7 protein-coding genes and 1 pseudogene are annotated in these 16,704 nt (G+C 53.8%); 1 reads left to right on the forward strand and 7 read right to left on the reverse strand.

The genetic code is table 11. The annotated features are described in order from the left end of the window. Positions 1–233 precede the first annotated feature (233 nt). A pseudogene (locus tag ACS5NO_RS19080) lies at positions 234–734 on the forward strand (Uma2 family endonuclease). 3 nt (positions 735–737) lie between these two features. On the opposite strand, the gene ACS5NO_RS19085 reads toward ACS5NO_RS19080, so the two are convergent. The 7 genes from ACS5NO_RS19085 to ACS5NO_RS19115 form a co-directional block, all read right to left on the reverse strand. Next, on the reverse strand, positions 738–3,194 hold the full coding sequence (locus ACS5NO_RS19085) for a carboxylesterase family protein (RefSeq protein WP_439416622.1): 2,457 nt from the start codon (positions 3,192–3,194) through the stop codon (positions 738–740). A gap of 18 nt (positions 3,195–3,212) precedes the next feature. Beyond that, positions 3,213–4,652 (reverse strand): alpha-L-fucosidase, encoded by a 1,440-nt coding sequence (locus ACS5NO_RS19090; RefSeq protein ID WP_439416623.1) that lies wholly within the window; start codon positions 4,650–4,652, stop codon positions 3,213–3,215. Between the two features lie 54 nt (positions 4,653–4,706). Next, a complete protein-coding gene (locus ACS5NO_RS19095) occupies positions 4,707–6,989 on the reverse strand; it encodes a family 20 glycosylhydrolase (protein ID WP_439416624.1) in 2,283 nt (760 codons plus the stop codon). Between the two features lie 61 nt (positions 6,990–7,050). Then, positions 7,051–8,367 (reverse strand): vanadium-dependent haloperoxidase, encoded by a 1,317-nt coding sequence (locus tag ACS5NO_RS19100; RefSeq protein WP_439416625.1) that lies wholly within the window; start codon positions 8,365–8,367, stop codon positions 7,051–7,053. Between the two features lie 2 nt (positions 8,368–8,369). Continuing rightward, positions 8,370–11,699 (reverse strand): VCBS repeat-containing protein, encoded by a 3,330-nt coding sequence (locus tag ACS5NO_RS19105; protein ID WP_439416626.1) that lies wholly within the window; start codon positions 11,697–11,699, stop codon positions 8,370–8,372. A gap of 76 nt (positions 11,700–11,775) precedes the next feature. Beyond that, on the reverse strand, positions 11,776–13,359 hold the full coding sequence (locus tag ACS5NO_RS19110; protein ID WP_439416627.1) for a SusD/RagB family nutrient-binding outer membrane lipoprotein: 1,584 nt from the start codon (positions 13,357–13,359) through the stop codon (positions 11,776–11,778). A gap of 28 nt (positions 13,360–13,387) precedes the next feature. Beyond that, complete coding sequence (locus ACS5NO_RS19115; protein ID WP_439416628.1) at positions 13,388–16,477, reverse strand: SusC/RagA family TonB-linked outer membrane protein; 3,090 nt, start codon at positions 16,475–16,477, stop codon at positions 13,388–13,390. Positions 16,478–16,704 lie beyond the last annotated feature (227 nt).

Consider the following 16,704-nt stretch of genomic DNA (forward strand, 5'->3'; position numbering starts at 1 on the left):
GTTTACTTTTTTGACAATAAAGAGAAAAACCGGGGGCTTATAACCTTGCGTGCAAAAATAAAGTGTCGGAACCGGATTGTAACAGCCCCGAAGAAATCTTATTATACTTGTAAAAAGCTTTTTCTAGACGCCTGACGATTATTGACGACTTCCTGAAAGCGCCAAATTTACGAGAAATACTGGGAAGAACTTGAGAAGGCCTGGCAGGATGAACAACGCCGTCGTCATCAATCCTGGGCCGAGGTCGACGAAGGGAAAAAGCCGAGTTTATTTTGGGTGAAATCATCTACCATTCACCAGTTTATGGGCGGCATTGGATGGCCTCTACGAATATACTCGGCTATCTCATCCCCCATGTTAGAGAAAACCGTTTAGGAAGAGTTGGCGTCGAAAAAGTAATGGTTCGTCTCACCCGGAACGATTACGAACCCGACATTTGCTTTTAATCCGTTCAATTTGAACCAAAGCAATCGGCCTTTCCCCCGCCCGATTTTGTGGTCGAAATCTTGTCCGATAGCACCCGCGAAAGAGACTATGGTATCAAAATGACCGATTATGCCCTCCACGGCGTGCAGGAATACTGGATTGTGGATGTCGAACACGAAACCGTCGAACAATATCTGCTCGACGGAAACGCGTTTCAACTGGCGCAAAAATTGAAAGATGGTGTTCTGGAATCCGAAGTGATCAGCGGTTTTCGAATGCGTATCAAAGAAATCTTTACCGAGTCCTGAGCCCTACTTCCCTACCGCTTCCCGACTCTCCAGTTTCCAAGTATTGTCGAAAAATCCGGCTTTCCGAACGCCCTTGATGCCCTCTTTGGCCATGTCCAGGCCGAAAATCATGTAATCCGGAAAACCGCTGCCAGCCGCAAAATACTGGTTAGCATCGGCAGCTTTCAGGCCTGCCAAACCGGTTCCGGTTACCACCGCCACCGATGCCACCGGGCTGTCGGCGCGGGGCCAGCTAAAGTAGGCACTGACGTCTTCGCCGGTATACTGCTCATCTCCAATTCGTAACGCCCCCCGGCTGACTTGAATCGGGCAGTCTTTCAACAGCTTGTTCCACGCTCCGTTGGTCGTTGCATTACCAAAAAGCACGACGCCCCGATCGGCAAATTGCGCCGGATTAAATTCCTTGTCTGATACCATGTCCACGGCGCCATTGCCCCGGTAATACCAGGTTTCGGCATCATACCGCGCTTTGTTGAACGCCCATTCGTTTTCGGCCGCCGTCCCCGTCGTGCCGTAGACAAATACCATCCGATGATTGAACGGTTCTTTAAACGTGCCATTGCGGTGGGAGCCTTTCGCTGTCAAGGCCGGTTTGCTACCAACTTCCCATACCGCATTTTTGACAAGAAACAGTTTTTCAGCCGGATTTTTGACCTGATACGCAATCGCTTTCAGACTATCCAGCGTAATCGTTACGGTTTCTCCAACGGCAAAATCCGCCAGATTCAACGACAGCAAGGCGACATTATCGGTTTTCCCGGTAATCGTTTTGGCTTTTTTATCACGTTTCAACTGAACCCGGCTATACTGCAACGGATGCTCCTGCTGCTCGACTGATACCCAACGCATTGTCGGAGAAATGGCGGGGTTGGCGGTCGTGAAATCAATGACGTTGACGGCGCTGTCGGCGGCAATGCGGTGCCATTTGAAATAGTCGAAAACCGGCTTCCAGTCGACGCTCTCATTGCCGTACCAGTGCGACCCGCCCGGATATTCGTAGTGCGTGAAATCGGGATGAAACGTACCGAGCAGTTTGCGCATCTGACGGGCATATTCCACCGAAACCGTGCGGTCGGCGTCGCCGTGCAGGATGTAGACGCCCAACGGTTTGTAATTGGACGCGAGGGCCAGCACGTTGCTGGGATTGCTGGTTCGCAAGAGCATTTTTTCCAAAGCCGTTCCGCCCTCTTCGGGAATTTTCCCGTCGTGCGAACCGTAACCGGCCAGCGTTGGATACCCGGCGCAGGGTGCAATGGCGGCCCAATTGCCCGGAAACGTCGCCCCCAGATACCAAGTACCGTGTCCGCCCATTGAGTGGCCGGTCAGGTAAATGCGCTGCGGATCGGGTTTGAATTGTTTTTTGGCAATGTCCAACACTTCCAGTGCATCCAGTCGCCCCCAGTCTTCCCAGTTAAAGCCCCGGGGCCGCCGGTTGGTCGGTGCCACCAGAACACCCCAGTCTTTCGGCTGATAGGCCCGCGCCTGCCCAATGGCCTCGACCCCGGCCCCGTGGACCGACAGAAACAAGGCCGGTGCCTGTCCATCCGGTTTGGTCTGGGGAGCCACCCCGAAATACTGAACACTGCCGTCGATGCCACTGATGAAGGTCTGGCTGTAATGCTCGCCCGGCGCAGCGACGGACAGCGTCAGTTCTTTTTCGTCAATCGCTTTTCCGGATTGCACCAAACTAATCAAAACCGCTCCCGCTTCTTTTTTGGAAACGCCCGACGCGTCCATCCGAAACCCTACCTTGCGCGTACTCAGAGCCGGAACCGTTGGTAAATCCGTCACCACCTCTTTGCCAGACAGGCGGCTTTTCATTTTCAGACCCGCCAGCGGTTTGTTGGTTGTGTTGACCAGCACGACGGCGCCCCAGAGCTGCTCGGACTGGTTGCCCAACACCACACTCGGCAAGGTTGGATCTTCAATTTTCAGGAACACCGGTTTTTCGGGAAAAACAAGTTTTGCCATGAGACCCTGAAAACGCGAAAACTGCGAGGTCCGCAGGTAAATTTCATTTAGTCCCTTTTTCAGGGCGACCGGAACGGCCAGCCAGCCGAGCGCATACGGATCGCCCGCGTGGGGTGCGCCGTTGACATACACCATGTTATGCCCGGTGGCCTGCAACACGGCCACCTGATCGCGGTCGGCCTGGTACGTCAGGTAGAGGTATCCGTTGTTGAACGAACGCCCCCGGAATTTACCCTCTTTATCGGGTGTTACGGCTTGCCAGCGGAGCGAATCGGTGCTACTAATTGACAGGCCCTGCCCCTCAGCCGGTTTTTTCAAATCCCCCCGGTATAGATGATACGCCAGTTGATCAGTATACAAAGCCTCACGCCCGTACTGGTGACACGGCCCGATTGCCAGACCCTGGGGGAAGTTATAAATGCGTTGCGCCTGAACCGTCAAAACCGTAGCCATGACCAGAAACGCAGAAAAAAGAATGCGGTTTTTCATCGGAAGTTCGTTAATCCATTACTCAATTTTGACAACCCAAACCGGTTTGCCGGCCAGTTGCTGCCGCAGTTTTTCCGGAACACTCACCTCCACACCACTTCCCACTTTTTTCCATTTCAAGGCCTGTTTGCTGCCCAGAATAGTCAGCGTAGCTTTGGGCTGAGTCGGTACAATCGGGAGTGTTAAAGTAGCCGGTAATACGGTTTCAGTCTCTTTCGGTAAATACGACGCATACTGAACTTTGCCGTTGGCGGTAAAAGCCCACTGGTTCTGGCGATACGGAGCCAGCGGTTTGGTGCCATACACCGACTCGCCGTTGACCTTGATCCACTCGCCAATTTCCGCCAGCCGCGTGTACGCTTCCTCGTGCCATTCGCCATCGGGACCGGGAGCGATGTTCAGCAGCAGATTGCCGTTTTTGGCCACAATATCCACCAGCATTTGCACCAGTTTACGAGCCGGTTTGAAGTTTTCTTTCGGAATGTACGACCAGCTATCGCCCATGGTCAGACAGCTTTCCCACGGAATCGGCATGTAGTGATCCGGGATTTGCTGCTCGGGCGTCACGTAGTTTTCGAACTCGCCCGAAACTGTCCGGTCGACGACGAGCAAACCGGGCTGGTTTTGGCGACCCATCCCGGCGATGCGTCCCATGTCGATGTCCTGGCTGTAGGGAATCGTGCGCTGCCAGCTCACGGTTGAGTCGATGGTGCTGGCCGGGCGCACCCAACCGCCATCCAGCCACAGAATGTCCACTTTCCCGTACCCGGTCATCAATTCCTGGATCTGGTTGTAGGAAAAATCGCTGAATTTCTTCCAGAGTTCGGGGTATTTCTTCGGGTCGTAGCTGACGTTGCGGTCTTTCGGCGGAAAATACGGCCACCAGTACGACTCAGTATTCCAGTCGGGTTTGGAAAAATAGGTGCCGACCATAAACCCTTCATTCCGAAACGCTCCCAGAATTTCCTTGGTCACGTTGCTGCGCGGATTTGACGAAAACGGCGATTTGGTACTGGTGATTTTGTAGTCGGTTTGCTTCGAATCGAACATGCAAAAACCGTCGTGGTGCTTGGTCGTGAAGATCATGTACTTCATCCCGGCGGCTTTGGCGGCCGTGGCCCAGCGTTCCGGATTGAAGCGGGTGGGGTTGAAAGTGGTTTGCAGATTTTCATACGCCTTCTTGTACCCATACCAATTACCAGACTCCGGTCCCCGGCGCACACACCAGCCTTCGTCCTCCGGGCAAAGCGACCACGACTCGACCACACCCCACTGGCTGTAAGTTCCCCAGTGCATGAGCAGTCCGAATTTAATATCCTGCCACTGATTCAATTTCTTCTTCACAAGACTGTCTTTTGGCCAGACATACTTGTCGTGGTTTTGCTCGGAATGTTGCTGGGCAACGGCCGATCCGGCAAAAACGAGTCCGGTGAGTAAACCGATGAGGATGGATTTCATGGGGTAAATCAACAAGGGGTTAAATGAAACGAATATAGACTTTGCTTTTCACAATCAATGCAGTAGCCAGCTCGAAGGCACCTCCCGGGGCTCTTCGTTGCCTTTGCTGTATGTCAGTTTGAGGGTATACCCTCCTCCGCCTTCGATAAAGTCCAGTTCGACCGGGTGCAGACCCGCCTTCAACGCGACCTGCCCGCTTTTCTCAATCGGGCCGTGTTGTCCGTCGTTGTCAACCACCTCGCGGTTGGCGATGCGCAGGACGCCACCGTCATCGCAGGTCAGAAAAAAACTGTAAACACCGGTTTCTGGAATGGCCAGATACCCCCGAAACCGGAGTCCAAAACTGGGAGCCGTGGCCTGGACCGGCACTTGAATGGCGCGGGTTGTCAGACTGTCTGTAACCGTCGCCGAGGCCATTCCTTTGGAGTTTTTGAACGAACCGGCGTAGTAATGGATTTGCAAGCCCGGTTGCGTCGTTCGGGCGATTATGGGCTCCGCCAACGCCTGTTGCCGAAACCGGGCGGTATAGGTATCGCCTTTCAGACCACCGGGTGTAAAAGCCGCAAACGTCAACGTGGTCGGCTTCACAATGGGTAGGGCTTCAGGTAAAACCGTTGATGTCGAATCGGGTGGCAAACCGTCGGTTCGGTAGCGAATAACCAGGTGATTAGCCGGTTTCTGAACCGTAAAGAGTGCCTTGTCGACATACACGTTTTCGTCCGTAAACCCGGATAAATCGGGAAGACGATAGTGGACATTCAACGCATCCAGCCGGGGATAGTGGCTTTTCAGCCGCTGCAAATAGTCCTCATACCGGTTTTCTTTCGTCCAGATCGCTTCGGCCAGAGCCGTCATCCGGGGCATGGCCATGTAGTCGACCCGGTTTTCGGAGGGAATGTATTCCGTCCAGATATTCGCCTGCGCCCCCTGAATCGCCGTGGCTTCGGACTCGGTCAGGCCAGCCGGTATCGGATTGAAATGATAGACGTTGTCAAGGGAATTCTTATTGGGCAAGACATCGAAATACAACGTATTGACGGGTGTCATCACGACTGGATTGCCGTTTTTGACCGCCTTCACCGGCGCATCTTTCACCCAACTCCGCCAGTACATGATCGTCGCCGAAGCATTGATCCCCCCTTCCAGCGCATCGTCCCAAACCAGCAATTTTTTACCCTTCGACTGAACGTATTTTTCCATGCGATGGACAAAATAACTCTGCAATTGGTTGACATCCTTCAGCCCTTCCCGCTGCATCAGCACCTTACACGCATCCGACTGCGCCCAGGTTGTTTTTTCGACCTCATCGGCTCCCAAATGAACATACCGGCTTGGAAATAAGGCCATGATCTCATCCAGCACCGCTTGCGTAAATTCGTAGGTGGTTTCATTGCAGGGGCAAATCGGCACCGAGAAATCCTTGCCCCACCCCTCTTTGCCGGTGCAACTTAGAAACGGATACGCTTTGATGGCAGCCGCCAAGTGGCCCGGCATGTCGATTTCGGGAACAATGTCGATGTGCCGGTCGGCCGCGTAGGCGATGAGTTGCTTCATCTCAGCCTGGGTGTAAAAACCGCCGTACATCGTTTTCCCGTCTTTCTGAATCAGGTGCTTCGACGGCAAGGCGAAATCCGGGTTGGTTTTCGCCCGCTCCAGCACCACCGAATCCTGGTTGTTGAACATCCGCCAGGCCCCTACTTCGGTCAGTTTCGGGTATTTTTTGATTTCGATCCGCCAGCCCTGATCGTCAGTCAAGTGCAGATGAAATTTATTGAATTTGTACAGTGCCAACAGGTCGATGAACTTTCGAAGGTAATCCATCGAAAAGAAATGCCGCGAGACGTCTAGGTGCATTCCCCGCCAGGCATACGCCGGTTGGTCTTCAATCTGCATCGCCGGAACCGCCAGCGATTGGATCGGGAAATTTGACCGGTTTTCCAGGGTTACCGGCATCAACTGCCGCAGCGTTTGAATGGCCCGGAACATCCCCGCCGGTTCCTTTGCCGTCAACGCTACGGTTTTGGGCGTAATGGTCAGGCGGTAGCCTTCCGGTGCCGTCAATCCGGCGTCATACTGAAAAATGATTTGTGTCGCCGTCGGTTTGACGGCCTTCGCCAGCGGTTTTCCAAATCCGGTTTCCAGCATGGTGCGCAAAAAGTCCGCTTCCCGCCGAAAAAGGGCGGCTGATTTTGGGATGACGATGCCGGTTTCCGGCGTCAAAATAACCTGGCCCGGTTTGGGGGTCAGCGACGTCGGATACGGGATGATGGCGTACCTTTCGGCGACGGCCTGCGCGTGAAGCGTTGACCGATTCCAGACGCTGAGTATTACTAACAAAACCACTATTCTACTTTTCCTATACATACTTACACGCTGTTCATGGTGTCTTAAAAATGGCCTACTTGATTCCCATTTTTTGAATAAAAAACCGTCCGATCTGCTTGCCCTGCGCCACGCCGTTTTCAATGGAATCCCGGAAGTGAATCCCGCCGTACAAACGGGAAACGGCGGCTTCGCTGGCGGCTTGTTCAAACGACCGGAACGATCGGGCCGGAATCCCAAACTCCAGTTCCACCGTGTCGGTATACGTGACCGGCCCACCAGCCAGCGTCGTCAAAACCGTGGCGATGGCTGCCGACATCACGCTGTGGCCACTGGTGTATTCCGGAAACGGGGGCGTTTGCAACATCGGTCGCCAATCCCGATCAAGGTGCTGATTGATAAAGGTTTCCGGACGAATCCGGTTGCTGTGGTATTTTTCTTCCCAGCATGAGATAAACGCATCGGCCATCGTCAACCCCACCAGTGTGTGCCAGCGTACGGTTTCAGCCAGCGACAGGTTTCGCTGGAGGCAAACGATGCTGGTGATGCCCATCCAATGTCCGCCCGGTGTGATTTTCTTGGTCCCGAAACTAACGTGGCCCTTCTGGTTCAGGAAAAAAGGATTGCAGTCCCAGAAATTGGCGATGTGTCGTTGCTGATCGGTGAGTGCGCGGGTGGTGTCGTATACCTCTTTCGCCAGTTGAAAAAACGGCGATCCGGTTTTTTCGTCGTACTTCACCATCGGCAAAGGCCGGAACTGCGACGCACTATCGAGCAGAAAAGGACGCAATTTGGGCCAATGGGGTTCATACGCTTCCGAGTAGGCCGGGGGCGTCGGTTGCCAGTAACCCGGTTCGTTCGTGGGCGTGAAACGCAGATAACCGCTCGTTTTGATGTAGCCATCCTGAGCCGCATACCGGACGAGTTTTTTTACCAGCGTGTCGGCGTAGGCCCGCGTGGCCTGAATACGGGCATCCGTCAGCCGGAACCGGTTTTTGGCCTCTTTCACCAACGCCAGCCGGTCTTTTTCAAGCGTATAGCCCGACGGCAACAACTCCTCACCCATGCGCAGGAGGGCGTATAAACTACCAAACCGGGCGTCAATTTGGGTGTCCGACTGTCCGGCAAATGCCGGATAACTGCGAAGCAAACCGCCAAAAGGAACATAATTGGCCGGGCGTTTTTGCTGGAATAGCAATTCATAGGCCGCCAGGTTCGCATATGCATAATACCGGGCCGATGCGCAGGGGCCGGTGACGTCGTTGACCATGACATCGGTCAGTTTTTTCAAGGTTTTCGCGTAGGCAGCAGCTTCCGTTTCCACCACAGGCGGTTCGGCCCGGAGGGTAAGGCTGCAAGCCAGCAGCAACAGAAATAGGAGTCTTTTTTTCATACTCAACGGGTCTTTTGGTAAACCCGGATGCTATCATTATTACGGCTAAACAAGATGGTCAGGGTGTTATTCTGTTCCAGAGTGACGATGTCCCGCACGTCGCCCTCAACCCGAAAACCGGCCTTTGACTGCGGCACGTACGAAAACCGGAACGTTCCGTTGTTTTTAAACAGCGAACCGTAGTTGGCATCCATCTTGCCAATCTTGATGCGGGTAAACGACTGGTTTCCTCCGACCAGCAAATCCTTCAACCCGTCGCCATCGTAGTCAACCAGCGCAAGAGCGTAGATGGGCGCAAACTGGGCTTCAACGGGCAGGTCGTGTTTGGCAAAGGTGCCGTCGCCCTTGTTTTCCAGGAGGATAGAACTGAACGTGGTCGCCTGAAGTGTGTCGGCCCGGGTCAGTTGTTCCGGCGTCAGGATCTCTTTCAGGGTGGCGTCGGCGAAGGACTGATAGGTCGGAAATTTTCGGCGAAGCGGGAAAAGCTGGTTGAGGGCTTCGTCGCGGCTCACCAAGGGATACGAACGACCCTGGTTGTAATAACACAGGAACGGGTCGATGGCTTCATTCTGGTCAAAATCGCCGTACACCATCGTCACCGGCTCGGTTTCGGTCGGTTTCATCTGGCTGTTGCGGCCAAAATTGCCGACCATCAGATCCAGGTCGCCGTCGTTGTCAAGGTCAGCGGTTTCGATGCGGTTCCACCAGCCGGAGGAATGAGTGAATGACTGAATGAGCGAATGAGTGAATAGTTTGCCAGCGTTGTTTTTCAACACCGTGATGGGCATCCATTCACCGACGAGGACGAGGTCTTGCCAGCCATCTTGGTCAAGGTCGAGCGCGACGGCGTCGGTGACCAGACCGATTTTGGTTAGAAAGGGCGCAAGCTGAGCGGTTTGATCGGTAAAAATGCCTTTGCCATCGTTTATGAGAATGCGGCTGCTGGTGGGTTCGGGATACCGGCCCGGAATGACCCGGCCCCCTACGAACAAATCGAGGTCACCGTCTTTGTCAAAATCCAGGGAAACGACACAGCCATCACTGATGGTTTCGTCGGGAAGTGCCCCGGTTTGCCGCGTAAAATTCCCTTTCCCGTCGTTGAGGTACAACCGGTCCTGCAACAGCAGATCATCGGGCAAATAGGCAAAACCGCCACTGGCTACGTACAAGTCCGGATCACCATCACCGTCGGCATCGAAAAACAGCGCGTCTGTGTCTTCGTGCATTTTGTCCGCATCGAAAGCCAGTTGCGGGCTTACTTGCCAGCTTCCATTCTTTTGCTGCAAAAGCAAGCTTCCCGGCTGGCCTTTCGCACCGGCGGCATACAAATCGACCAGACCGTCTCCGTTGACATCGGCCTTCGCCAGGTGCGGCCCCTGAAATGATAACATATTGGGAATCAACAACTGCCGCTTGAAATCATTATAAGCGTCCTCCGTATGCCGGTACGGGAGCGAATCGGTCAGAACTTCCGTAAAAACCGGTTTCTCCAAGACGGTTTTATTCCAGTCGTATTTCCCGGCTGCGTCCTCCGGTTTCAAAACCAGCTTTTGGTTGGCTTTTACCCCCCGCAACACCTGAGTCTGGTCATTCGGCCAGACAATCCGCAGGCTATCGACGGTTGTCGCTTTGCCCAAACCAAAATGCAGGGGCGTGTACAGACCGGACTGAAAACCGCGCGAGGGGTTAAACTCCTGATACTGCGTCATTCCCTGGCTATACACCCAAACTTTGGTTCCGGCAGCGAGTGTAGCCGGACTGCCTCCAATCTGAACCTGCACATAATGCTGCTCCGAAACCCGGCTGTCGTTGCGGTAAATCGAGGGCGGAACATTGATGTTGTTGGTGATGATTTCCAAATCACCGTCGTTGTCCAGATCGGCATAAACCGCCCCGTTCGAAAGCGCTTTCTGATCCAGTCCCCAGGCTTTCACCTTGTTTTCGAACGTTAACTGACCGGTATTCCGAAAAATATAATGCTGGGTTGTGGTCGACGGCATTTGTCTGAGAATGTCCATCATGGCCGTCGAATCGCCCCGCGCAATTTTCAACTGCTGGTCGGCGTAGAACTTCATGAAATCCATGTTGGTGTAATCCCGCAGGTAGCCGTTGGTGACGTACAGATCCTTCCAGCCGTCGTTGTCAAAATCCGCAAATAGCGGACACCAGCTCCAGTCGGTATTGGAGATGCCCGCCAGTTGCCCGATTTCGCTGAATTTGGGCACCAGAAAACCGTTCTCTTTTTGAACGCCGGTGTTTAACTGCAACATATTCCGCATCAACTGGTGGTCAAATCCGTTGCGGAGCATGTTCTGGTAGGTTTCGTAATTCTCCGGGCCATAGAGCAGTTTTTGCCGCCGGTTGTCTTCGGGCAGCATATCGAGCGTAAAAATATCCGGCCAGCCGTCGTTGTTGATGTCCGTCACCTCGTTGCCCATCGAAAAGTAGCTCAAATGCCCGACCGACTTTTCCAGTGAATCGTAAAAGTGGCCCTTTCCGTCGTTGAGATAAAGGTAATCCTGTTCGATGTAGTCGTTGGAAACGTAAATATCGGGCCAGCCATCGAGGTTTATGTCCGCAATGGCAACGCCCAGTCCAAAACCGATCGGATTGCCTTTGATCCCGGCGGCTTCGCTGACATCCACGAACTTTCCATTGTCGTTGCGGAGCAAGCGGTCACCCGCAAACTCGTCGCGCATGGCTTTTACGGCAGCCGCATCGAACCGCTTGAAATCCTTGATGTTGTGGTTGAGCAGGAAACAGTCCAGATCGCCATCCTTGTCGTAATCAAAGAAAGCCGCCTGGGTGCTGTGGGTTGGCAGATCCAGTCCGTATTGCGCGGCCTGATCCGTGAACGTTAGATTTTTGTTGTTGATGTAGAGCCGGTTGCGCCGTTGTTCCGGTCGGCCGCTGCCGGAGTAACAGACGTAAATATCCAGCCAGCCATCGCGGTTGATGTCGACCAGCGTCACCCCGGTTTTCCAGCCCAGCCCTTTGCCGATTCCCGCCGAAGACGAAATATCCCTGAACTTCAAACTGCCCTGGTTGACGTACAGCCGATCGGCCACCATGTTCCCGGTGAAGTACAAATCCGGCAAACCGTCGTTGTTCAGATCACCGACTGCCACGCCCCCGCCGTTGTAGAAATACTCGTAGGCCAGCACGTTGTTTTTTTCGGTCTCGACCAGTTTGTTGACAAATTTCACACCGGTTTGCTGGGGGTTGAGCAGGGTAAACTGGGCCAAAGTAGGTTGGGCGGTCAGCAGACCGATGAGGCAGCGTATCAGGCCCGAAAGCCGTCCGATTCGAAGAAAGTGTACGGTAGTAATCATTAAAAAGACTTACGGGTTAACAAGCCCACATAGCGATAGCCTATTAACCCGTAAGTTACGAAATTATACAAGTTACTTATTGTTTATCCCACCAGATCCGGGTCGTAAACAGATCAGGGCCCTGCACCGCAATGGCGGCATTGTATTGGGCCGCGTTCCGGCTGGCTTCCGACGAGGGATACCGCAACCGGCGCATGATCGTGCCACCGGTTTCGTTGCCCGCGTAGTTGGTAGGGGTCAAAACCGGGTAGCCCGTCCGGCGCCAGTTGGCGTAGGCTTCGTAGGAATTCAGGAAGTTCACCGCCCAGTATTGCGTGCCAATTTGCTCCATTTGTTGTGCCGTCGTACCGGTTGCCAGGTAGGGATGCGCCGTCAGGTAAGCCGTGATGGAAGCCGCCGGAATGGTTCCGCCGTACAACGACATCATGCTCATGGCCGCTGTCACGCCTTTGTTGTAGTGTGCAGCCGCCTGACCGTCACCCCAGCCGCGAACGGCAGCTTCCGCAAGCAGGTATTCCACTTCGGCATAGCTCTGGAAAACCGTCGGGGCCGAGTTGCTGGCGATTTTGTTCAGGTTGGCTTCCGAATACGTCGCCATCGACTGGTCGGTCCAGGTTGGAATAAGCGTTTTGATCGTCGTCACGTCATACCCGTTTGGCAAACCTTTCTGCAAAGCCGGAGCCGTTGCTGCTGCTTCTTTGGTCGGGTCGGCATTTCCTTCCCACAGGGTTGCGATAAACGGCAGACGCGGGTCGTTGTTGTTTTTCAGGAAGTTGACAAACGTCTGGCTCAACTTGCTGTTGGCATTGCCTTTCAGGTTGGCCGCGTCGTATTCCTGCGTCCGCAGCGTGTTGCTGTCGAGGTTCCGTTTGTTGTCGTCCCCCTCGGCATGGTTCACTTTGGCAATGTCGTCATTGCTTTGCATGACGCCCCCGGCAATTGCTTTTTTTACGTACGTTTCCGCTTTGGCCGGGTCCACTTTCGTGAGCCGCATACCCAGGCGAAGCATCAACGAATAGGCAAACTTCTTCCATTTGGTCAGATCCCCCGCGAAGATGATATCGCCCGCACCGTAGCCGGTTTTGGTGGCATCGAGGGCCGGAGCCGCCAGATCCAGTTCATTGAGCATATCGGCATAAATGTCGGCCTGCTTGTCGTATTTCGGTGAGTACGTATTGTTCAGATACCCTTTTGCGGCTTCGGAATACGGAATGTCGCCGTACAGATCCGTTACGCGGTGGTAGGCAAACACCCGGAAAATCCGGGCCACGTTGTAGAGGTTCGACTGCGCCGGATCGTCTTTCGTCAGGGCAATGATCTGTTCCAGTTCCTTGATGTGCGAACCGTAGGCCGTCTCGAAAAACGCATCGGAATACGGACCGTTGTACAGGTACTTATCCCCCGACCAGTAGGTGTTCAGGGCGGCAAAATGCTGGATAATGGCACCGGCATAAATCAGATTCCCCCGGTGGTTTTCGTAGCCTGTTCCGGCGGTTTTCACCACGCTGTAAGAAAACAGGTTGGGAATCACCGGCGTTGTGAGGGCGTTCGGGTTGGTGTTGAGTTCCTCAAAACCGTTGTCGCAAGAGGAAAACAGGAGACTGGCGCTCAGGAGACTCGTCAGGATCGGCAGTCGTCTTCTTTTTATTGTTTGTAACATGATGCTGTAGTGTTAAGATCAGTAGTTCCTAGAAACGAACCATCAGGTTCAGACCAAAGCTGCGGGCCGGTGGTACGCCGAACATTTCGAGTCCCTGTGCATTTCCGCTGTTGTAGGTCGATTCCGGATCGACATTTGGCACTTTGCTGTACAATAACAGCAGGTTCCGGGCGACGAACGACAAGCTAACCGACTGAATGGGCGTTTTTGCCAGGAACGACTTCGGCAGTGTGTAGCCAAACGTCAACTGGCGCAGCTTGGCGAAATCCGAGCTATAGATGAACTGGTCGGTGATCGTCGTCAGACCGCTGTAGTAGTCCTGAACGTCTTTGCCCGCAAACGTTTTCGTGAACGCATCGCCGGTCGGCGAAACACCGGTTACGGTCAAACCGCCTTCGCGACCCACCAGCGTCTCTTTGGCCAACCCTCTGGCGTAGGCGAAATAGTTGGTCGCACTGTACAGTTTGGCCCCAAATTTCGCATCGATCAGGAAACTCATCGAGAAGTTCCGGTAGCTGAACGTGTTGGTCAACCCCATCGTCAACGGCGGCACACCACGACCCAGCATCGTAAATTCGCTGCGCATCGGAACGCCGGTAGCCGTGTTATAAACCGTGTTGCCATTGGCATCTTTCAGGGCTCTATACCCCGCCAGCATCCCATAAGGCTCACCCTCAAAGTGATAGACGTACGCACTTTGTGTCCGCGACTGGTCAAGTTCCAGGCGTTTCAGACCATCGGCGATTTTTACGACTTTGTTATCGTTATACGCCATGTTGTAGGCCACATTCCACGTCAGACCGCTGGCCGCTTTAACGGGCGTACCGGTCAGCAAAACCTCGATCCCTTTGTTCACCACTTCACCCACGTTCAGCAACACGTTGCCATAGCCGGAAGCCGACGAGGTTGACGCCGTCACCGGATCATTTTTCGTCACCCGGTTATAATACGTCAGGTCAAGTCCCAGTTTGTTGTTGAACAGCTTGGTTTCCAGACCAATTTCCGTCGTTGTCGAGGTGTTGGGTTGCAGCAGGGCGTTCGGTATGGTTCCGCCGTTGATGCGCATCAGCGGGACACTGCCGACGTAGGAATTGCCTTCCAGGGCGTAGGTCAGGTTCAGGGCGTATGGGTTCGGATAACCACCCCCTACCTGCGCCAGCGACGCGCGGATTTTTCCGTAATTCAGCCAGTTGCCTTTGTTAGGCAGCACGTCGGAGAACACAAAGCTCAGACCGGCCGACGGATAGAACAGGCTGTTGTTGGCCTTCGCCAGCGTTGAGAACCAGTCCTGGCGACCGGTCAGGGTCAGGAACAGCACATTCTGGTAACCCACATCCGCCGAAGCAAATAGGGAATTGATACCAAAACCGCTGTAGCCGTAGCCCGATGATTTATTGATCGTGTTGTCGAGAAAGTAGTTGAACGGCACGTTGAACTGGCTGCCGTTGTAGCTCATTTCTTCCGTCGAGCGACGCATCCGGTTTCCACCCGCCAGGGCATTGACCGAGAAAGCCCCGAACTCTTTGTCAAACCCAAGCAGCACTTCGGCGTTGGTTTCCTGAATCTGCACCTGACGGCGGTTCATGCTCCCCAGCGTCGAATACGCCAAACCGGTCGGTTCGATGCTCAGGTATTTCATCATGTTGTTGTCGGTACCCACCCGGCCCCGGATGTAGAGGAAGTCAGTAATGTTGTAGCGCATCGAAAACGATCCCAGAAAGCGGTTCCGGATGTCTTCATTTTTCACTTTGTTCACCACGAAATACGGGTTCTGGGCATACACGCTGCTGTTCCAGAGGGCCTCGTACCCACGGGAGTCGTAACCCGGATCCAGCGAACGGATGTCGACCGTATTGGCAATCATCTGCACCCCGTAGTTCGGGTTTTTGGGCGTATCCGACAGGAAGGTCCGGTTGGTTCCGGTTTCAACATTATACTGGGCAACACCCTCGAAAAGCACTTTTTTCGACAGGTTGGCATTGGCGCTCAGATTGAACGATTTCCGGTTGAACCCGGAGTTCGGAATGCTGCTTTTCGAGTCGAGGTTCGAGGCTGAAAAACGGAAGCTGGCGGCTTCGTTTCCACCGGCCACCGCCACGGTGTTGGTGAAGGTACTGCCAGCGTTGTAGAAATTCTTGACGTTATCTTTCTGGGCTGAATACGGCCGGGTTACGCCGTCGAACTGAATCACCGGCGAACCGTCGATCCGGGCACCCCACGATTGCGCTCCCGTGTTGATGGCTTCCTGCTGGGTCAGCGGTTTGGCCTGCCGGATTCCCTGACCGTAGTCATACTGCCAGTCGGTTAGCGTAAAAGGACGATCGCTCGTATAGGTTCCGTTGTATTCGACCCCGATTCCTTTCTGGCCTTTCCCGGTTTTGGTCGTAATCAGAATGACCCCGTTCGAAGCGCGTGAACCGTAGAGAGCTGCAGCCGTTCCCCCTTTCAGCACCGAAATGGTTTCGATATCGTCGGGGTTGATACTGTTCAAACCGTCGCCCGTGTCCGTTCCACCCCACATACCGGCGGAGTTGACGTTTGTGTTGTCGATGGGCACACCGTTGACAACGTACAGGGGCTGGTTGTTACCACTCAGCGAACCGTTCCCCCGGATAATGACCCGGCTCGATCCGCCTGGTCCCGTTGCCGTTGCGGTTGCGTTCACCCCGGCGACTTTCCCCGACAGGGCGTTGCCAAGGTTGATTTCGCGGGCCTGCGTAAAATCCGACCCTTTCACTTCCGTCACCGAATAGCCCAGGGCTTTTTTGTCTTTGGCAATCCCCAAAGCCGTTACGACGACCTCATCCAGCGTCTTGTCATCTTCAACCAGGGCCACATCAATGGTCGTCTGGTCGCCCACGGTAATGTTCTGGGCCACAAACCCGAGTGACTGGATCACCAGCACACTGCCTTTGCCGACGCTGATGGAATACCGGCCGTCTGAATCCGTGATTGTTCCTTTGTTGGTTCCTTTAATCAAAACGTTGGCACCCGGAATGGCGCTCTGGCTTGCATCCGTCACTTTTCCCTGTACGTTCAGGAGTTGCGCCCACGACACGCTGCAACTCAGGAGCAGTACGAAAAAAAGGAGAGTAAACCGCTCTTTACATAGCTTCATTGGTTTTCTGTAGGTTGGTTGATGTTAAGAAATAAGCGAAATAGCATTACGGGAAACAGTACAGTAAGAAAGTGGAAATAAGCAGATTAGGGGATTGGTGATAGAACACACAGAATACTTATTATGATGAATTACTTTCTTTATAGGAAACAAATGGCGTGTAGGCTTTAATAATATTTGGCTTTCTACTGAATTAGCAAGCAAATATACTATTTGTTAATTTTTTT

The sequence above is a fragment of the Larkinella fluvii genome, assembly GCF_051857545.1.
GTDB lineage: Bacteria > Bacteroidota > Bacteroidia > Cytophagales > Spirosomataceae > Larkinella.

What these genes read in the sequence shown, in the direction of transcription:
- ACS5NO_RS19115 (WP_439416628.1), bottom strand. Translation starts at nt 16,477, where the DNA reads ATGAAGCTATGTAAAGAGCGGTTTACTCTCCTTTTTTTCGTACTGCTC.
- ACS5NO_RS19105 (WP_439416626.1), bottom strand. Translation starts at nt 11,699, where the DNA reads ATGATTACTACCGTACACTTTCTTCGAATCGGACGGCTTTCGGGCCTG.
- ACS5NO_RS19090 (WP_439416623.1), bottom strand. Translation starts at nt 4,652, where the DNA reads ATGAAATCCATCCTCATCGGTTTACTCACCGGACTCGTTTTTGCCGGA.
- ACS5NO_RS19110 (WP_439416627.1), bottom strand. Translation starts at nt 13,359, where the DNA reads ATGTTACAAACAATAAAAAGAAGACGACTGCCGATCCTGACGAGTCTC.
- ACS5NO_RS19085 (WP_439416622.1), bottom strand. Translation starts at nt 3,194, where the DNA reads ATGAAAAACCGCATTCTTTTTTCTGCGTTTCTGGTCATGGCTACGGTT.
- ACS5NO_RS19100 (WP_439416625.1), bottom strand. Translation starts at nt 8,367, where the DNA reads ATGAAAAAAAGACTCCTATTTCTGTTGCTGCTGGCTTGCAGCCTTACC.